This window comes from Tsuneonella sp. HG249 (assembly GCF_053819205.1).
This window is the reverse complement of record NZ_JBSOQY010000001.1, coordinates 165,439-183,185: the sequence shown is the minus strand read 5'-3', so window position 1 is coordinate 183,185 and position 17,747 is coordinate 165,439. Positions and strand designations below refer to the sequence as shown.

At 64.6% G+C, this 17,747-nt stretch carries 17 protein-coding genes and 1 tRNA gene; 6 read left to right on the top strand and 12 right to left on the bottom strand.

Annotation, left to right across the window (positions count from 1 at the left end):
* Nucleotides 1-56: 56 nt before the first annotated feature.
* Entirely contained in the window at nt 57-899 is an 843-nt protein-coding gene (locus tag ACWPM1_RS00895; RefSeq protein WP_455692965.1) for a hypothetical protein, read from the bottom strand.
* 335 nt (nt 900-1,234) lie between these two features.
* On the opposite strand from ACWPM1_RS00895, the gene ACWPM1_RS00890 reads away from it, so the two are divergent.
* The 4 genes from ACWPM1_RS00890 to ACWPM1_RS00875 all read left to right on the top strand — a co-directional run bounded on the left by ACWPM1_RS00890 (nt 1,235) and on the right by ACWPM1_RS00875 (nt 3,843).
* Complete coding sequence (locus ACWPM1_RS00890) at nt 1,235-1,903, top strand: energy transducer TonB (RefSeq protein ID WP_455692964.1); 669 nt, start codon at nt 1,235-1,237, stop codon at nt 1,901-1,903.
* A 48-nt stretch (nt 1,904-1,951) separates the two neighbouring features.
* Complete coding sequence (locus tag ACWPM1_RS00885) at nt 1,952-2,755, top strand: MotA/TolQ/ExbB proton channel family protein (protein ID WP_455692963.1); 804 nt, start codon at nt 1,952-1,954, stop codon at nt 2,753-2,755.
* A gap of 71 nt (nt 2,756-2,826) precedes the next feature.
* Nucleotides 2,827-3,360, top strand: a complete 534-nt coding sequence (locus ACWPM1_RS00880; protein ID WP_455692962.1) for an ExbD/TolR family protein — start codon at nt 2,827-2,829, stop codon at nt 3,358-3,360.
* Between the two features lie 39 nt (nt 3,361-3,399).
* Entirely contained in the window at nt 3,400-3,843 is a 444-nt protein-coding gene (locus ACWPM1_RS00875; protein WP_455692961.1) for an ExbD/TolR family protein, read from the top strand.
* Between the two features lie 146 nt (nt 3,844-3,989).
* On the opposite strand, the gene ACWPM1_RS00870 is transcribed toward ACWPM1_RS00875, so the two are convergent.
* Complete coding sequence (locus ACWPM1_RS00870; protein ID WP_455692960.1) at nt 3,990-6,440, bottom strand: ligase-associated DNA damage response DEXH box helicase; 2,451 nt, start codon at nt 6,438-6,440, stop codon at nt 3,990-3,992.
* A gap of 144 nt (nt 6,441-6,584) precedes the next feature.
* On the opposite strand from ACWPM1_RS00870, the gene ACWPM1_RS00865 reads away from it, so the two are divergent.
* On the top strand, nt 6,585-7,364 hold the full coding sequence (locus ACWPM1_RS00865) for a BON domain-containing protein (protein ID WP_455692959.1): 780 nt from the start codon (nt 6,585-6,587) through the stop codon (nt 7,362-7,364).
* Between the two features lie 47 nt (nt 7,365-7,411).
* Here the strand turns inward: ACWPM1_RS00865 and pgmG are convergent, their stop codons facing one another.
* The 3 genes from pgmG to ACWPM1_RS00850 all read right to left on the bottom strand — a co-directional run bounded on the left by pgmG (nt 7,412) and on the right by ACWPM1_RS00850 (nt 10,172).
* The gene (gene pgmG, locus ACWPM1_RS00860; RefSeq protein ID WP_455692958.1) at nt 7,412-8,815 is read right to left on the bottom strand and encodes a phosphoglucomutase/phosphomannomutase PgmG; all 1,404 of its coding nucleotides are present in this window, start codon (nt 8,813-8,815) and stop codon (nt 7,412-7,414) included.
* A gap of 9 nt (nt 8,816-8,824) precedes the next feature.
* Complete coding sequence (locus ACWPM1_RS00855) at nt 8,825-9,112, bottom strand: molecular chaperone DnaJ (protein ID WP_455692957.1); 288 nt, start codon at nt 9,110-9,112, stop codon at nt 8,825-8,827.
* Between the two features lie 247 nt (nt 9,113-9,359).
* Entirely contained in the window at nt 9,360-10,172 is an 813-nt protein-coding gene (locus ACWPM1_RS00850) for a division plane positioning ATPase MipZ (protein WP_455692956.1), read from the bottom strand.
* 60 nt (nt 10,173-10,232) lie between these two features.
* Between ACWPM1_RS00850 and panC the strand changes: the two genes are divergently transcribed.
* Entirely contained in the window at nt 10,233-11,087 is an 855-nt protein-coding gene (gene panC / locus ACWPM1_RS00845) for a pantoate--beta-alanine ligase (RefSeq protein ID WP_455692955.1), read from the top strand.
* A gap of 106 nt (nt 11,088-11,193) precedes the next feature.
* On the opposite strand, the gene ACWPM1_RS00840 is transcribed toward panC, so the two are convergent.
* From ACWPM1_RS00840 to petA, 7 genes are all read right to left on the bottom strand, one after another.
* Nucleotides 11,194-13,692: a TonB-dependent receptor gene (locus ACWPM1_RS00840; protein WP_455692954.1), complete on the bottom strand. Its 2,499-nt coding sequence runs from the start codon at nt 13,690-13,692 to the stop codon at nt 11,194-11,196.
* A gap of 112 nt (nt 13,693-13,804) precedes the next feature.
* Entirely contained in the window at nt 13,805-14,239 is a 435-nt protein-coding gene (locus ACWPM1_RS00835; protein ID WP_455692953.1) for an RrF2 family transcriptional regulator, read from the bottom strand.
* 56 nt (nt 14,240-14,295) lie between these two features.
* Nucleotides 14,296-14,369, bottom strand: a tRNA-Gly gene (locus tag ACWPM1_RS00830).
* 37 nt (nt 14,370-14,406) lie between these two features.
* A complete protein-coding gene (locus ACWPM1_RS00825) occupies nt 14,407-14,943 on the bottom strand; it encodes an adenine phosphoribosyltransferase (protein ID WP_455695092.1) in 537 nt (178 codons plus the stop codon).
* Nucleotides 14,940-15,827 carry a cytochrome c1 gene (locus ACWPM1_RS00820; protein WP_455692952.1) on the bottom strand — a complete coding sequence of 296 codons (888 nt, stop codon included), beginning with the start codon at nt 15,825-15,827 and terminating at the stop codon, nt 14,940-14,942. Before ACWPM1_RS00820 ends, ACWPM1_RS00825 begins: the two co-directional genes overlap by 4 nt.
* 25 nt (nt 15,828-15,852) lie before the next feature.
* Nucleotides 15,853-17,148 (bottom strand): cytochrome b, encoded by a 1,296-nt coding sequence (locus ACWPM1_RS00815; RefSeq protein ID WP_455692951.1) that lies wholly within the window; start codon nt 17,146-17,148, stop codon nt 15,853-15,855.
* A 16-nt stretch (nt 17,149-17,164) separates the two neighbouring features.
* Nucleotides 17,165-17,737 carry a ubiquinol-cytochrome c reductase iron-sulfur subunit gene (gene petA, locus ACWPM1_RS00810; protein ID WP_455692950.1) on the bottom strand — a complete coding sequence of 191 codons (573 nt, stop codon included), beginning with the start codon at nt 17,735-17,737 and terminating at the stop codon, nt 17,165-17,167.
* Nucleotides 17,738-17,747: the final 10 nt, after the last annotated feature.

Below are 17,747 nucleotides of genomic sequence, written 5' to 3'. Positions count from 1 at the left end.
CTCCCTGCGGTTGCCGCATCTAACGGCGGCCGCGCGCGGCGGCCAACAAAGAGAAACTATTGCCGCTTGAGCGTTCTCGGGCAGGGGCCCAGCTGCTGAATCACAAAGCGATAGTCCTCGGCAGCGCGCGTGCGCGACGTGCTGTCTTTCGCGAGGTTCGCGTTGGCGGGGAGGAGCGGGGGCAGGAAGCAGGCAAGGCGGTACCATGCCAGCGTGTCGCGTTCCGGCGGGCGCGCCGCCTGGTCGACGATTTCGGAGAACGACACGCCCCACGCGGGCGCCATGCCGGGGCGGCGAACGACCGTGAGCGAAACCGGATCACCCTCCGGCGTCGCAAGAAACAACTGGGTCTCCGACTCGCCGGCGAGAGTGCCCGGGACCGACAAAGCGTCCCGAACCCCGGTGACCGCTGGGGGAGCATCGGCGCTGGCGAGCTCGGAGAGGATGGGGGCGAGCCGCGTTTCGACCTGTGCATCCCATGGCAGTTGCGCGGTCGGGCCGACGAGTTGCAACTCGCCTGGCCGCCCCGCGACCGGCTGGGCGAACAGGATAAACTCGCGCTTCTTGAGCTTGGGAATCTTTCCCTTGGCGTCGAGCGGCACGTCGACGAGATACTTGAGCGACTGACCAAGGGGCGTGTTGCCGGCAATCAGCGAAACCGTTTCGGCCTCGACGTACAACCGCGTGTGGCCAGCGCTGACCGATCCTGCCCGCTCGGGGGGCAGGGGGACCGCGCTCTTTACCTTCGCGCGTACGACTAGGTCGGCGGCATCGGCGAGATCGGCGAGGTCCGCGTACGAGAGGGGTGGCCCCGCCGGGGGAGGCGGAGCGGCTGCCACCATGAACGCCAGCGAGGCGGCCGCAATCGCTGAACGAACCGAGAATCGGGCAAGCTGCATGGGAGAGCGGGTTAAGCACATTGGCTGCGCATGGAAACCGTATTGCATCTCTGTCGTTCAGCGCTCGAAGGCGTGAATCCGGGGTTAACCGGAAAAGCGTTTGCCTCGCATTTGCTTCGCGGTTAAGCGTCCGGCGAACCGAGGAACGAAGAGATAAAATACCTCGGTCGGCCCCCGGCCGGGTCATCGGGGATCCGGCGGGCCGATCGGCCCCCGCATCCGATGGGCCGACAGGGTGGACAGCAGGGATTGCGTCGGGACGCGACGGTTGTATTCGCGTCTACGATGTGTGTTTTGCCGGGACCCGCTCGGTAGCGATGGAGTGATGCAGCTGAATGGCTTACGCTGACCAACAGATGAGCGGTAATCGCGTTATCGCGATCATCATCGTTGCTCTTATTCACGTCGCCCTTGGTTATGCCCTTGTTACCGGCCTCGCCTATTCGGCGATCAAGAAGGCCGTGGAGCGCGTGACGACGGTTGACATCGAAGAACCGCCGCCACCCGAGGAGGAGCCGCCGCCGCCTGAAGAACAGCCGGACGTGGCCCCTCCGCCGCCGGTCGCGCCGCCCCCGCCTATCAATATCGCGCCGGCGCCGCCAAATATCCAGACGCAGCCCACCATTCCGCCGGCGGCGCCTCCCGCGCTGCGCGTGCCGCCGCCGGCTCCTGTCGCGCCGCCCGCTCCGCCGCCGCCACCGCGCGTGCAGCCCAAGTCGCCGTCGCCTAAGGGCAATCCCGGCAACTGGGCGAACCCGAACGACTATCCGAGCCGCGCCCTGCGTGAAGAGAAGGAAGGCGTGACCCGCTTCACGGTCCAGGTGGATGCGAGCGGACGCGTGTCCAGCTGCAACGTTACCGGTTCCAGCGGAACCCCCGAACTCGACAGTACCACTTGCTCGCTGATCCAGCGGCGTGGCCGGTTCAACCCGGCGACCGATGGCGAAGGCAGGCCGACGAGTGGGAGTTGGTCGAGCTCGGTGCGATGGGAAATTCCCAAGTAGCGGTCGCCCGATTCGTATTTATTCGTTTATCTGAGAGGACTTTCACCCATGTATATCGAACTCCTCGCGGCTGCTGGTGGAGCCGCCCCGGTCAACAAGTTCGGCTTCTATGAAGCACTTCAGCAAGGCGGTATCATCGCCTGGTCGATCTTCGGCGTGCTCGTGATCATGTCGGTAGGCTCGTTCTACATTCTGATCACCAAGTGGATCGAGCAGCAGAAAATCATGAACCAGTATAAGGCGGTTCGTACCAACTTCTGGCGCGCCTCGTCGCTCCGCGAAGGGGCCGGCAAGCTCGAGAAGAACAGCGCCTGGCGCCAGATTGTCGATGATGGTCTTTCGGCTGAAGAATCGCACGGCAAGATGACCGACAGCCTTGATGCGCACGACTGGCTGCACGGCTCCCTGGCCCGCTCGGAGGCTTCCATCAACGCCAAGCTGGCCGGTGGCCTGCCGTTCCTCGCAACGGTCGGCGCGACCTCGCCGTTCGTCGGCCTGCTCGGCACCGTCATCGGCATCTATCGCGCGCTGATCAACATCGGCCTGGCCGGTTCGGCTTCGATCGACAAGGTCGCGGGCCCGGTTGGTGAAGCGCTCATCATGACCGCCATCGGCCTTCTCGTCGCAGTGCCGGCGGTGCTGGCCTATAACTGGCTGCAGGCGCGGAACAAGCGGATTGCCGAACTGCTTTCAGGCTTCTCGACTGACATCCTCGCAAACATCAACTCGCGCGGTGCCGTCAAGCCGGCAGTGATGACCCAGACCTCGACTCAACAGGCGGGCAAGGCCGCGGCTACCGCTCCGGCGCGCCCCGCAGCCCCGGGTGCGGCGACCACCGCTCCGCGGCCCTGAGCGAATGACATGGAAGGGGTGCCGCGCATCCCTTCCGTACTTCGCAAGACGTGAATTAGGATAGGACGCCCATGGCCATTTCGACAGGCGGAAACGTAACCGAGACGCCGATGTCGGACATCAACACCACGCCGCTTGTCGACGTGATGCTGGTGCTCCTGATCATCTTCCTGATCGCGGTTCCGGTCGCCATTCAAACGATCGAGAAGCTCAAGCTCCCGGTGATGCAGTCGGTCGAGTCGAAGGACAAAGTCGAGAACCTGCTACTGACGGTCAGCACCAGCGACGACGGCGGTCGCAGCGCGGGGGAGCCCGGTTTCGAGGGGGCTTCGCGCAACGGCGAGTGCCGCGTCTATTTCAACAATACGACGCCGGTGGATTCCCAGGAGCTGTATGATCGGGCCTTCGAGCGGCTGGATGCGATCGTGCAAGCGGCCGGCGGCCCGGAAGCACTGATGGAAAATCCCGAGGACATTCCTCAGGTCCACATCCGCGGCGACGTCAACGCGCCGTGGCGCTGTATCGCCGGGGCGATCTACAATGTGCAGGCGGCCGGGTATCCCACCGTCGGCTTCATTTCGAACCAGGTCGATCCGAACGCTTGATCGGTTTCGCAGCGGCATAGAATTCAGGAGTAACCCAAGATGGCAATGTCAGGCGGCAAGGACGATGGCTCGCCGATGATGGAGATGAACACGACGCCGTTGATCGACGTCATGCTCGTTCTCCTGATCATGTTCATCATCACGATTCCCGTTGCTACTCACTCGGTCGATATTGACCTGCCGGCCCCGTCGCCCAACCCGCCCGACGTTCCGATCGATCCGATCAAGAACAAAATCGTGCTCACACCGGACAACGTGATCCTGTGGAATGGCAATGCAGTGAACGACTCTGAACTGGTGAACCTGCTCAACCAGACGAAGGGCATCGATCCAGAGCCGGAGCTGCAGTTCGAGCCGGATCAACAGGCGAGCTACGATCTCGCTATCCGCACGCTGAACATCATCAAGGTTTCCGGGGTCACCAAGTTCGGATTTGTCGGCAACGAGAAATATCGCGCATTTGGCAAGGCGCCCGGCGCTTAGTCCACTCACTAGCGATTCTTCCGACAAAGGGGGGCGAGATGATCGCCCCCCTTTTGCTTTGCGCCGAGCCGGCGAAATTGCCCAGTTTCTCGGACCGGAACAGGCGAATGCCTGTTTCGCAAGTGCCGCCGGGACGATCTGGCTAACTAGTCCCCTTCGGGTGCGGGAACTTCGGCCACTCGCATGGCTGCGGCCGCGAGAGTTTCTGCCTCGAGAAGCAACTCGTCGTCGGCTGCACCCTCCGGAGTGCGTTCCCGGCCGATCAGCGTCATCACCGGAACGGCGAGGGGGCTGACACGCTCTAGTTCGACATGGAGCAATTGCTCGGCGGCGCGGTCGAGCAGGTCTCCCAAGCGTCCGATGTCGGTCATGCGGGTGCGGGCATCCGCCCAGGCTGCCTCAAGCAATACGTGGTCAGGTTCGTACTTACGCAAAACGTCGTAGATGAGGTCCGTCGAAAAGGTCACCTGCTTGCCGGTCTTGCGCTTGCCGGGGTGCTGCCTCTCCACCAGCCCGCCGATCACGGCGACCTCGCGAAACGCCCGGCGCAGCAAATGTGAGTTCTGCACCCAGTCGACAAACTCATCGGTCAGGATGTCGGGAGACAGCAGGGGTTCGGGGTCGGCGACGGGCTTCAGGCCCCAGACTGCGAGGCAATAATCGTTGGCGTTGAAGCCAAGCGGCATCAGCCCGCGCTCCTCCATTCGCTTGGTGATCAGCATGCCCAAGCTCTGGTTCGCGTTCCAGCCGATGAAGGTGTAGAAGACGGTGTAGTGCTTCTTGGCGTGCGGAAAGCTCTCGACCAACAACGTACCGGGTCCGGGCATCTCGCTGCGCCAGTCCTGGACCTCGAGCCATTCGCGCACATCGTCGGGAAAGCGGGCCCAACCCGCGCGATCGACCAGCATCTCGCGCACCCGCGCGGCAAGGTGCGTCGTCAATGCTAGTCGGAGGCCCATATAACTCGGGATCGTGGCGGACTTCTTCGCGGCGCGCACGATCAGTTCGAGGTCTCTGAGTGCCTCGACCTCGAGGTCCATCCCGGCAAAACGGAAGGTGTCGCCACTGCTCAAAGAAGCCGCGAATTGCTCCTCCACTTTGCCCAACGATCGCCCGTTGCGGAAGCGGATCTCGATCATCTCATTGTCGACGATAATCCCCGCGTTCATGCGATGGCGCTGCGCGTGCTCCGGATGCGTCAAGCGCCAGACCCCGTCCCGCCCACGAACGATGCGCTTGAACTTGTCGTAGGCTGCCAGCGAATAGCCCCCCGTCGCCACAAAATGGAGCACACGCGACCATGCCGCCTCGCCCAGCCAGGCGTACGCCAGGCTAGAGCGTATTTCGGCTAGCAACTCGGCTTCCGCGAAGGGGGCCGCGCAGGCACAGGCCATCACATGTTGGGCGAGCACATCAAGCCCGCCCGGGCGGAAGTCTTCCCCATCGCGCTGTCCCTGATCGACCGCTTCCTTTGCAGCCGTCGCTTCGAGGAACTCGAAGCGGTTGCCGGGCACTAGGATCGCCCGGCTCGGGCAGTCGAGCCGGTGGTTGGCGCGGCCGATGCGCTGGAGGAGACGGCTGGAACCCTTGGGAGCGCCCATCTGCACGACGAGATCGATGTCGCCCCAATCGATCCCCAGATCGAGGCTGGCAGTGGCCACGAGCGCGCGCAGTTCCCCTCGCGCCATCGCACCTTCGACCTTGCGCCGCGCTTCCTTGGACAAGGACCCATGGTGGATGCCGATGGGCAGGGTGTCTTCGTTGGCGTTCCACAATTCCTGGAAGATGTATTCGGCGAGGAAGCGGGTGTTGGTGAAGATCAGCGTCGTGCTGTTTCGCCTGATCTCACGATAGAGCTGCGGGATCGCCCATATCGCTGCGTGCCCGCCCCACGGCACGCTGGCTTCCTCCGGCAGGAGGATTTGCACCTCCGCCGGCGCACCCGGCTCGCCTGCCACCAGCGATACGCTGTCGATGTCGCCCCAGGGGGCGAGCCATTCGCGAAAGGCTTGGGGATCGGCGACGGTCGCCGAAAGCGCCGCACGCTGCATATCGGGGGCTATCGCTTGCAGCCGGCTGAGGGCCAGCGCCAGCAAGTCGCCGCGCTTGCCGGTGGCGAAGGCGTGGATCTCATCGATCACCACTCGCTTCAGTCCGGCGAACAAATCGAGGCTTTCGGGATAGCTGAGCAACAGGGACAGCGATTCCGGCGTCGTCAGCAAGACATGTGGCGGCCGTGCGCGCTGGCGCTTCTTCCTATCGGATGGCGTGTCGCCGCTACGTGTCTCTATCCGGATCGGGAGACCGATCTCTTCGACCGGGGTCACGAGGTTGCGTTGGACGTCATGCGCGAGGGCCTTCAGCGGGCTCACGTATAACGTGTGGAGGCCTTCGGGCGGTTCCTTCCCAGCAAGCCGGGACGTGGTGAAGTCCGCGAGTGTCGGCAGGAACCCAGCCAGCGTCTTCCCAGCCCCGGTATCGGCGACGAGCAGCGCATGCCTACCGGAATCACTCGCCGCGAGCATATCGCTTTGGTGCCGCCGGACCCGCCACCCGCGGCCCGCGAACCAGTTCGTGATCTCGGGCGGAACGTTCATCTTCTTGGGCAAAGCACGGCGGCCATGAAAGCACCAGCGCCGAGGTGCGCCGGAGCGCGGCGTGCGCGCGCCGAGCGGCGAAACAAGGCCGGGGGACGAAGGTTTAACCTAAGTGACAGGGCGAGAGACCAGAGGAGACAACCGATGGAAGACCGCAATCGGCGCGATCCGCGCAATCGAAGCATGTATAGCCAACGCGATCGCGAGCCGTACCGCGATTCCGAACCGGACGGCTCGCGGCAGGTCGAGCAGTTCGACGACGGCGGTTCGTGGCAGCAGGACCGGTCCTGGTCTCAGGACGCGCGCTACAGCCAGCAGGGCGGCAGCGGCGCATTCGAGCAGGACCACCGCTCGGCGGTACGAGACTGGCGCGATACGAGCCCGCGAGGGCGCAACGACCAGTTCGGATGGGCGGGCGGCTACGCGGCGCGCGAAGCCGGATTCGGCGATGACTACTACGACAACGGCCTCGGTGCTTATGAGGCCCCGCGCCACCCGACGTCGCGCGCTGGTCGGTCATCAAGCCCCGGCCGTGCGGTCGGCGGCAGCAAGCGAAACGGCAGCGATGAACGCGGACTGCTCGAGCGGGCCGGGGACGAGGTTGCCAGCTGGTTCGGCGACGTCGACGCCGCTCGTCGCCGGGAGCAGGACCATCGCGGAAAGGGCCCGGCCAACTACAAACGCACCGACGAGCGCGTACTCGAAGACGTCTGCGACTGCCTCACGGAAGACCGCCAGATCGATGCCCGCAATATCCAGGTCACCGTCAACGAGGGCGAAGTGACGCTGGACGGGACCGTCACCGATCGCGGCGCCAAGCGGCGGGCCGAGGACATCGTCGAGAGCATCTCCGGCGTGGGCCACGTGCAGAACAACCTGCGCGTGCAGACCAAGACGGCCTCCACGGATCGCTCGGAAATCTGACGCAGGCCTCGAACATGCAAGGGCCGCCCCGGCGGCCCTTGCACTGTTCAATGACCGGCCTGCGGACCCCGCTGCAAGCCACTTGCCTGTAGCTGCTCATCGATCTGCGCGACCAGCCGGTCGAGCCCCTCCTGGCTGAGACTCTCGGCCCGCGCGACCAGGACGTCCTGCGTGTTCGACGCCCGCAGCAGCCACCAGCCATCGGAAGTAGTCACGCGGACACCGTCGGTGCCGTCCACTTCGAGATCGGAGCTCGCCAGCCGGGCTTTGACCTCCTCAATGGCGGCGAACTTGCGGCTTTCGTCGACTTGGAAGCGAAGCTCGGGGGTGTTGACCATCGCCGGCATGGCACCGCGCAATTGAGTCACCGAGCGGCCCAGGCGGGCGCTGGCGGCTATCAGCCGGATCGCCGCGTAAAGCGCGTCGTCATAACCGTAATAGGTGTCGGCGAAGAACACGTGACCACTCATCTCGCCTGCCAGCGGTGAGGAAACTTCCTTCATTTTGGATTTAATCAGGCTGTGCCCGGTCTTCCACATTAGTGGCTGCCCGCCGAGCTCGGAAACCCGCTCGAACAGCGCCCGGCTGGCTTTCACGTCGGCGATCACAGTCGCGCCAGGTAGTCTACCTAGGAGGTCCTCGGCATAGATCATTAGAAGCTGGTCGCCCCAAATGATCCGGCCTTCGCCGTCGATCGCGCCGATGCGGTCACCGTCGCCGTCGAAAGCCACTCCGAAGTCGAGGTTCTTCTCGGCGACGAGCGCTCGCAAGTCCGCCAGATTTTTCTCTTCGGTAGGATCAGGATGATGGTTGGGAAAATTCCCGTCGACTTCGGTGAAGAGAAGATGGTGCTCCCCCGGCAGCCGGGCGGCGAGCGCCTCCAGCGCGGGCCCGGCGGCACCGTTGCCCGCGTCCCAACCGATTCGAAGACCGGACAGCGTATCGCCGGAGATGCCCTCGAGCCCGGTGAGCAACCGTTCGATGTAATCCTCGAGGACCTCGCGGCTCTCGACCGTACCGGACCCGTCGGCCCATTCGCCCCCTTCGGCGCGGCGGCCGATTTCGAGGATGTCCGTCCCGAAGAACGGCCGCCCCATAAATACCATCTTGAAGCCATTGTAATTGGCGGGATTGTGGCTGCCAGTTATCTGAATGCCGCCATCCACGTCTTCGGCTGAGGCCTCGGCATAATAGAGCATGGGGGTGGGGCCCATGCCGACCCGGACGACGTCGCAGCCGCTCGCCGTGAGGCCCTCGATCAGTGCATGCTCAAGCATCGGACTGCTCACCCGGCCGTCATAGCCGACGGCGACCTTCTTTCCGCCGGCCTCGCGCAGCATGGTGGCGAAGCCGCGGCCGATTGCCCGTGCGTCGTCGGCGCCGAGGGTTTCGCCGATCACCCCGCGGATGTCGTATTCGCGCAGGACGGTAGAATCGAAGGTGTAGCTCAAGACAATTCCTCAGGCTTCGTCGGGCAGGTCGTCGAGCAGCAGGTCGCGCGCGGCGTTCGCCTCGTGCACCTGTGCATTCGTCCCGCCGCGATCAGGGTGGACCATCGCGATCAGCCGCTTGTGCGCTTCAACGATCTCGGAGCGAGATGCCTCGTCTCGCACTGCAAGCAGCTTGCGTGCCTTGAAAACGGCCTGACCGCGGGTCGGTTTCGCTTTGAGGTAATCCCAGGGCCATTTTCCTAGCGACCAGCGGATGCCGACAGCGACGAGCACGGCGAGAAGGAGAAATTTGATCAACCGTTCCTCCCTTGTGGGATTGACGAGGGCGCTCTGCGGACGAGCAACTTGGCACACCGACCGTGGCGCTCTTCAAAACTCCCGTGCCCCGGTTTCGTGTTGTTTCTCAAAAAGTTGAGCTAGAAAGGCGTGTCACGATCGTCACCTTTGATATTCTCGATGACGGCACGGGCCAAGGGCGATTGGCGGAGGTTCATCGCGACGGGAGTAGTCAGCGCGCAGCGTGTAGGAAAGCGCTGACTACGTTTCAGGCGATCGCGAGCTCGGGCTCGCGCGGCGCGGATACCGGCAGGTTGAGCGCCGCGATCAATGCGCGCAGTTCCTGCCGGGCGACGAGGTGGCTCGTGCCGAGCTCGCCCAGGTGCCCCTTGTCGAGCAGGGTCAGGCCGCTGGGAAACAGCTCGCGATAGATCACGCGTTCGGAAAGGCCGCTCGCCACGCGGAATCCCACCCGCTTCGAAAGTTCCTTCAGCGCCTGTTCGATACGCGCCATGTTGCGCGCCTCCACGTGGCCGGTGCGGTTGCGCACCACCACCCAGTCCATTTCACGTCTGCCCTGTTCGAGCTGGCTGCGGCTCCGCTTGATCCGGGCTTCCCAGATGAGTTCCGCGTAGAACGACAGACGGCGGACCTTGAAGGTTTCGGCGTCGACCTGGCCGATGAGGTCGAAATCGACGAAACTGTCGTTGAGCGGCGTGACCAGTGTATCGGCCTCGGTCGCGGCGTGCCGCGCGAGCGGATCGTCGCGTCCCGGGGTGTCGTAAACTACGAAGTCGCAGCTCTCGGCTAGACTGGCGACCGTGGCCTCGAGCTGTTCCGTCGTGCCGCCTTCGAACACCTCGAAGCGAGCGGTCGGCAGATCGATCCCGCGACGCGCGGCGGTTTCCGCGCGATTCTCGAAGTAGCGGTAGAGCGTGCGCTGGCGCGGATCGAGGTCGATCGCGGCCACCCGAGCCCCGCGATAGGCAAGCGCGACCGCGACATGCACCGCGGTCGTGGACTTGCCGGTGCCGCCCTTCTCGTTGGCGAAGACGATCCTGTGCGCTTGGGTCACGTGCATTCCTCTGCTGCCCCGGCTAGGGCGATTTCTCGTGCAAGACTAGTCGAGGGACCGTCGCCGGTGCAAACCGCCACCACGCTGGAGGTGTTGAGAAGCGAAGTCGAAGGGCTCCGCGCAGGAGGCCGCAAGCTGGCGCTCGTGCCGACCATGGGCGCCCTTCACGAGGGCCACCTGACGCTGGTGCGCGAGGCGCGCCGCCACGCCGACGCGGTGGCGGTGTCCCTCTTCGTGAATCCGAAGCAGTTCGGGCCGAACGAGGACCTCGCCGCGTACCCGCGGCGGATGGCGGCGGACTCGGCGCTGCTGGAGCGCGAGGAAGTCGAACTCCTGTGGGCGCCAGGTATCGAGGCGATCTATCCCCCCGGTTTCGCCACCAATATCTCGGTGTCCGGCGTCAGCGAGGGCTTGTGCGGCGCCGCGCGTCCCGGGCACTTCGACGGCGTGGCGACGGTGGTCTGCAAGCTGTTCAACCAGGTGCGCCCCGATGTGGCGCTGTTCGGCGAGAAGGACTGGCAGCAGCTAGCGGTGATCCGCCGCATGGCGCGAGATCTCGATCTTGTCGCCCCGTGCGTCGATGCCATCATCGGCGTGCCGACGGTTAGAGAGGTGGATGGCCTGGCCATGTCCAGCCGCAACCAGTACCTTTCGCCGGACATGCGCGCGCAGGCGGCCGCCCTGCCGCAAGCGATGCGCGAGGGGATTTCCGCTTTGCTGTCAGGAAGCGCAGTCGCGCCCGCGCTGGCGGCCATCGAGGCGCACTTGTTGCAGGCCGGGTTCGACAGCATCGATTACGTGACGCTGGCCGATGCCGAGAGCCTCGCCCCGCTCGACACGTTGGGTGCGGCGCCCGCCCGCCTGCTGGTAGCCGCCCGGATCGGCGGGACTCGCCTGATCGACAACATGGCCGTGGGGTAACGTCTTCGGAAGTGCGGCCGTTTCGACACTCCCGGGCGACGGGATCGGCAATCCGGTCCCGGCCCTTCGCGCTCCGCTTGTCGAACCCGCCTCCTTCTCGGAGAAGTCAGAAAGTGCCCTTGATAGTGAGGCCCCAGGTGCGCTCGTCCCCCGGCTGGCCGGCGATCAGACCGGTGTTGCCGGGGGCAACCTGCAGCAGTTCGATATAGTCGACATCGAAGGCGTTGCGGACCCAGCCAAAGATATCGAACCCCTCGGTGCGGAAGCCCGCGCGGAAGTTGGTAAGCGCGTAGCCTTCGACGACGGTGTAGATGGACGGCGATGCGTTCGACTGCCAGTCGGAGCGGTAATTACCGTCGATGCCTGCATAAAGCTGCCCGTCGTTCTCGAGCAGCGTGATCGGCGCATTGGCCTCGGCGCCATAGGAGAAGGCCCATTTCGAAACCCCTGGCAGGGCTTGGCCGGAGATGTCGCACGACCGGGGGCTGAGCGAACCCGGTGCCCCGGCGGGGCCCGGGGTTCCGCCCACCGGCACGAACGTGCCCCCCGAAAGCTCGGGCGGGCACGGCGAGCTGGTGAATTTCGCGTACTTAGCGTCGGTGTAAGCGGCGTTCGCATAGGCGGTGAAGCGATCGCTGGCGCGGATCTTGAAATCGGCCTCGATGCCCTGCGACCGCACCTTCTCGGCGTTGGCGAGATAACCGCGCACGGTGCCAAACTGGCCGCCGTTTACAGTCGCCTGGAAGTTGTCGGTATCGGTGCGGTAGGCGCTGAGGTTGAAGGTCGCCCGCCGGTCGAGGAATTGCGTCTTCAGGCCGACTTCGTAGTGGTTGACCGATTCGGGCAGCACCGTGCTCGCGCCCAGCACCGGCTGGTTATTGGTGTCGAGCGGTAACCCGTTCTGGTTAATGCCGACCGTCTTGAAGCTCTTGGCGTAAGTCGCATAGGCGAGAATGTCGGGTGCGATCTCGTAGTTGACGTTGAGGTCGTAGCTGAAGTTCCAGTCGCTCACCGAAGGCTCGGTCAGCTGCGGCTGGTAGACGCCGCACTGCGCCGCGAGCGTCGTCCCGGCCGGAGGCGTCGGGGTGCAGCTGATCGCCTGCCCCGCGCCATTGGTGACGACGCGCTGGTAGAAGCCGTCCTTCTTGTCGTAATTGATCCGAGCGCCGGGCTGGATCGTCAATGCGTCGGTCACCTCCCAACTCAATTGGCCGAACAGCGCGGCGCTGGTGCTCTTGAGGAACTGGTTGTTGCGGGCGGTCAGGCCGTTGAGGATGCTTGGGTCGTTCGCCTGCGCTCCGGCAAGGCTCCAGCGGCTCGCGTCGGCGCCCTGCTGCTCGGTGCCTTGCGTGTCGATGCGTTGCTTGAAGCCGAACAGACCGAGGACGAAGTCGAACCGGTCGCCTTCGTAATTGTAGCGGAATTCTTGGCTGTACTGGTCTTGCTGCGAGGGGTTCTGAGACTTGGCGACGATCGACAGGCCGGTAAAGTCGCGATCGTTGGCGGGTTGCCAATCCCAGAAGCGCCACGCACTGATCGAGGTCAGCGTGCCGGGCCCGATGTCCCACTTGGTGCGCAGCGAGACGCCGCCGATCTTGTTGCCGGCGTTGAGCTCCGCATCGATGTCCGCCAGACGGGCGTAGGGATCGCGGCTCGGCACCGCATAGTTGCGGCCCGGGTTGACGGCATTCGCTGCGGCAACCAGCGCGTCGTACTGGCGAGCGCGGGCGCGCTGCGTCAGCCCCGTGCGCACGAACACCGTGCCAACGCCTTCCGGGTCCTGCTCGCTGTAATCGCCCGACAGGGTCACGCTGAGGTCGCCGTTGGGCTGCCACAGCAGCTGCCCGCGCAGTCCGAGGTTGTCCTGTTCGTTGATGTAGCGGTCGGTGGTGACGTTGTAATAGACGCCGCGCCGGTGAGTCGCCGCCACCGCGATACGCGCGGCCAGGGTATCCGAGATCGGTCCCGATACCGCAGCCTTGCCCTGCTTCAGCCCGAGATTGCCGACCGTGAGCTCGGCGCGGCCCTCGAAATCGAAGGTCGGCTGGTTGGTGGTGATGTTGATCGCGCCGGCGGTGGTGTTCTTGCCGTAGAGCGTGCCCTGCGGGCCTCGAAGCACCTCGACCTGCTCGACATCGAGGAAGTCGAAGGTCGCGGCGGCAACGCGCGAGTTATAGACATCGTCGACGTAGATGCCGACGCCTTGCTCGAAACCGTCGCTCGTCAGGCCGAACGGCACCCCGAGGCCCCGGATGTTGACCGAAGTGTTGCGGGGGTTCGAGGTGTAGACCTGCAGCGTAGGCGCGAGCTGCTGCAGCTTGACTACGTTGAAGTTGCCAGTCGCCTCGATGCTGTCGCCGCGGATGACCGAGATCGCCAACGGGACCTCTTGGGCGGTTTCCTGGCGTCGCCTGGCCGTGACGATGATCACGTCCCCCCGGGATTGTTCTTCTTCAGCGCCACCCTCGGTCGCAGTGGTATCCGGGTCGGTTCCAATTGCCGCTGCCGAATCGGCGATCGGCTCCTCGCCGGCCGCGATCTCCGGTATGCAGACGAGGGCTGTGGAGACCAGAAGGGCGGAAGGCAGGGGAAGGTGGGCGCGCATCGAATCTCCTATAAGCTGCGTCGCAATCGATATGTCTACCTATTTAGTAGACAATGCGATTGCGACGAAGCCTTTCAAAGTTGCGGCAAAGCACCTCTATTGAATTCCGGGATCAGTCTTCGTCGATGGATGGCTCAGGATCGAGCGGGTCGGCCAGGGTAATGCGGTCGAGCACCGCCGCCGTCTCGTCGCGCACGCGGAGCATCAGGGCGCGAAGCCGGCACTCGCTCTCCGCGAGGCAATTGGCGCATTTCTCGTGCGCGTACCGGCTCGCGCAGGGGACCAGCGCCAGCGATCCGCGGGTCAGTCGGATGATGTCGCCATAGCGGATGTCCACCGGGGGTAAGGCAAGCGCGTAGCCGCCATCCTTCCCGCGTTGTGTCATCACGATGCCATCGCGGGCGAAGCTGGAAAGGATGACGGTCAGGAACTTCGACGGGATGTTCTGCTTGGTCGCGATCTCGGTGAGCGGCACGAATCCTTCGCCGTAGCGGTCGGCGAGGTGCTGGAGAGCACGGATCGAGTAGCGGGCCTTCTGGGAGAGCACGCCCCGACTGTCGCGCGCCCGGCGCGCAAGATCAACCGCATCTGGGCCGAAATGGCTGGAGCGGGTAGCGGGAATCGAACCCGCCTAGCTAGCTTGGAAGGCTAGAGCATTACCACTATGCTATACCCGCTCGGCGAAGCGCGCTTGCCACGCGGTGGCCGCGCTCGTCAATGCCCCGGAAAGCTCATCAACGCGTCGACGGCCAGTCCGGCGGACCGCAGCCGCTCGCTGCCGCCGAGGTCGGGCAAGTCGATTACGAACAGAGCTTGCTCGACCACCGCGCCTGCCTGTCGCAGCAGCTCGGCCGCGGCGAGCGCGGTGCCGCCGGTCGCGATCAAGTCGTCAACGATGGCGACGCGCTGGCCTGCCACGATGGCGGTGGGATCGATTTCGAGCCGGTCGTTGCCATACTCGAGCGCGTAGTCGATGCCGATCGTCGGAACCGGGAGCTTTCCGGGTTTGCGAACCGGAAGGAAGCCAAGCCCGAGCTCGATCGCCACCGCCGCGCCGAAGATGAATCCGCGCGCTTCCATGCCCGCGATCGCCTCTGCGCCGCCGGCGCGCGCCCGGTCGGCGAGATGGCCTACGGTCGCTCGGAGGCCATCGCCGTGGCTGATCAGCGTGGTGATGTCGCGGAACAGGATCCCCGGCGCCGGAAAGTCCGGCACCGTGCGGATCAGCGCCCGCAGTTCGTCAATCGTCAGGCGCGCTTCTTCGGCTTGATCGCCGCCCAGACCTGATTCTTGGCAAGCCACGCGAGGATCGTCGCGAATAGCAGGAAGCCGAGCACCGGCCAGCCCACCTGGGTGCGCTTCACCTTCTTGGGCTCGGCGGTCCAGGTGAGGAACGCGGCGACATCCTTCGACATCTGGGCGACCGTCGGCGCGGGATTGCCCTCGGCGTAAGTCACCTGGCCAGCCTGGGTCAGCGGCGGCGCCATCGCGATGTTGAGGTTCGCGAAATAAGGGTTGAAGTAGGTGTTCGGGGGGGTGGCGAACTCCGGGAACTCTTGCTTCACCTTGTGTCCGTCGATGCTGAAGCGGTCGACGTTGCGGTAGCCCGTCAGCAACGAATAGACGTAGTTCGACCCGTCGTGGCGCGCCTTGGTCATCAGCGAGAGGTCGGGCGGAACCGCATTGTTGTTCGCCGCGCGCGCCGCCACCGCGTTGGGGTAGGGCGAGGGGAAGTAGTCGGTCGGCAGGCCCGGACGGGTGTTCGTCTCGCCGGTCGTCGGATCGACGCCGGGCACCTGGAAGCCGGCGGCGATGGCCTTCACCTCGGCCTCGGAGTAGCCGAGTGCGGTAAGATCGCGGAAGGCGACGTACTTGAGGCTGTGGCAGGCCGCGCAGACTTCCTTGTAGACCTGCATGCCGCGCTGGAGCTGGGCGATATCCCATGTGCCGAATGGCCCGTCGGACTGTAGCCCGGCCTTGCGCGGATCGAGGTGGAACTCGTGCTCTACCGTCGGCTTAACGAACCGGCCTTCCTCGCCGAACGTCGAGAACGCGGGCCCGATACCCGTCACCAAGCCCCACAGGGCAGCGACCGCGAAGAACAGGCCGGCGAGGATTCCGATCAGACGGATCATTATCGTTTTTCCCTAGAACCTGTCGTCACACGCCTGGCGAGGCGTTTTCGCCCAGCACCGCGGCCTTGTCCTCGCCCAGCACTGCCTCCGTAATCGAGTACGGCAGCGGTTCGGGCCGTTCGATCATGCTGACGATCGGCAGGATCACCAGGAAATGAAGGAAGTAGTACGCGGTCGCGATCTGGCTGAGCATGATGTACGGCTCCTCGGCGTGCGCGCCGCCGAGGTAGAACAGCAGCGCCATGCAGGGGATGAGGCCGAACCAGAAGAACTTGCGGAATAGTGGGCGATAGTGGCCGCTGCGCACCGGGCCCTTGTCGAGCCAGGGCAGGAAGAACCACAGCAGGATTGCGCTGAACATTGCCAGCACGCCCATCAGTTTGGCGGGGATGAAGAAGAAATCCGCGGTGAACGCGCGCAGGATGGCGTAGAATGGGTAGAAGTACCATTCGGGCACGATCAGCGCCGGGGTGCTCAGCGAGTTTGCCTCGATGTAGTTGTCGGGGTGACCGAGCAAGTTGGGCGCGAAGAACATCAGCCCGCACAGCACGATGAGGAATACGCCCAGCCCGAAGCCGTCCTTGGCGGTATAGTACGGGTGAAACGGGATAGTATCGCTCTCGCTCTTCACCTCGACCCCAGTGGGGTTCGAGGAGCCCGGGATGTGCAGCGCCCAGATGTGCAGGATCACCGCACCAGCGATCACGAACGGCAGCAGGTAGTGCAGGCTGAAGAAGCGGTTGAGTGCGGCGTTGTCGGGCGCGTAGCCGCCGAGCAGCCAGACCTGGATCGGTTCGCCGACGAGCGGCAGCGCACCGAACAGCCCGGTGATGACCTTGGCGCCCCAGAAGCTCATCTGGCCCCAAGGCAGCACGTAGCCCATAAAGCCGGTCGCCATCGTCAGCAGGAAGATGACCACGCCGATGAGCCAGATCATCTCCCGCGGAGCCTTGTAACTCGAATAGAAGAAGCCCCGGAAGATGTGCAGGTAGAGCACGGCGAAGAACAGGCTAGCGCCGTTGGCGTGGGCGTAGCGCAGCAGCCACCCCCAGTTGACGTCGCGCATGATGTGCTCGACCGAGCCGAACGCCACCCCCGCGTTCGAGGCATAGTGCATCGCCAGGACGATGCCGGTGACGATCTGCCACACCAGGCAGAACCCGGCGAGCACGCCGAAATTCCACATGTAATTGAGGTTGCGCGGCACCGGGTAGCCGGCGCCCACCGCGTTGTAGACGAGCCGCGGCAAAGGAAGCTTCTCGTCGAAGAAGCGCATTACCGGGTTCTTGGGTTCGTAGTGCTTGGCCCAGGGGAAGCTCATCGTCTTGTCTCTCGCCTCAGCCGATCTTCACGACGGTGTCGCTGGTGAACTCGTATTCCGGCACCTCGAGGTTGGTCGGGGCCGGGCCTTTGCGGATGCGCGCCGCGGTGTCGTAGTGCGAACCGTGGCAGGGGCAGAAATAGCCCCCGAACTCGCCCTTCACCTCGCCCTCGGCAGCGCCGAGGGGGACGCAGCCCAGGTGGGTGCAAACGCCCATGGTGATGAGCATGTCTTCATGCCCTTCCTTGGTGCGTTCCTGCAGCGTCTGCGGGTCGCGCAGGCTCCCGACATTGACGGCGTTGGCGGCTTGCACTTCGGCCGGGGTCAGGCGGCGGACGAACAACGGCTGCTTGCGGAAAATCGCCTTAATCGACTGGCCGGGCTGGATGGCCGACACGTCGACCTCGGTGCTGCTCTCGGCAAGCACGTCGGCGCTCGGCGCCATCTGGCTGATCAGAGGGTAGAGCACGGTGATCGCCCCCGCACCCGCGGCGGCCACTGCCGCCACGTTGATGAAGTCGCGCCGCCGGATCCCGTCGTCTTGGACCGTGGCGGTCCCGGGGATCGCGTCGCCAGTCGTGTCAGCCATCAGCCGTGCC

Bases quoted from the DNA above. Each gene is read 5' to 3' on its own strand.
- ACWPM1_RS00885 (WP_455692963.1), top strand. From the start codon at position 1,952: ATGTATATCGAACTCCTCGCGGCTGCTGGTGGAGCCGCCCCGGTCAAC.
- ACWPM1_RS00815 (WP_455692951.1), bottom strand. From the start codon at position 17,148: ATGAGCTTCCCCTGGGCCAAGCACTACGAACCCAAGAACCCGGTAATG.
- ACWPM1_RS00880 (WP_455692962.1), top strand. From the start codon at position 2,827: ATGGCCATTTCGACAGGCGGAAACGTAACCGAGACGCCGATGTCGGAC.
- petA (WP_455692950.1), bottom strand. From the start codon at position 17,737: ATGGCTGACACGACTGGCGACGCGATCCCCGGGACCGCCACGGTCCAA.
- ACWPM1_RS00865 (WP_455692959.1), top strand. From the start codon at position 6,585: ATGGAAGACCGCAATCGGCGCGATCCGCGCAATCGAAGCATGTATAGC.
- ACWPM1_RS00890 (WP_455692964.1), top strand. From the start codon at position 1,235: ATGGCTTACGCTGACCAACAGATGAGCGGTAATCGCGTTATCGCGATC.
- ACWPM1_RS00895 (WP_455692965.1), bottom strand. From the start codon at position 899: ATGCAGCTTGCCCGATTCTCGGTTCGTTCAGCGATTGCGGCCGCCTCG.
- ACWPM1_RS00870 (WP_455692960.1), bottom strand. From the start codon at position 6,440: ATGAACGTTCCGCCCGAGATCACGAACTGGTTCGCGGGCCGCGGGTGG.
- ACWPM1_RS00850 (WP_455692956.1), bottom strand. From the start codon at position 10,172: ATGCACGTGACCCAAGCGCACAGGATCGTCTTCGCCAACGAGAAGGGC.
- ACWPM1_RS00840 (WP_455692954.1), bottom strand. From the start codon at position 13,692: ATGCGCGCCCACCTTCCCCTGCCTTCCGCCCTTCTGGTCTCCACAGCC.
- ACWPM1_RS00820 (WP_455692952.1), bottom strand. From the start codon at position 15,827: ATGATCCGTCTGATCGGAATCCTCGCCGGCCTGTTCTTCGCGGTCGCT.
- ACWPM1_RS00875 (WP_455692961.1), top strand. From the start codon at position 3,400: ATGGCAATGTCAGGCGGCAAGGACGATGGCTCGCCGATGATGGAGATG.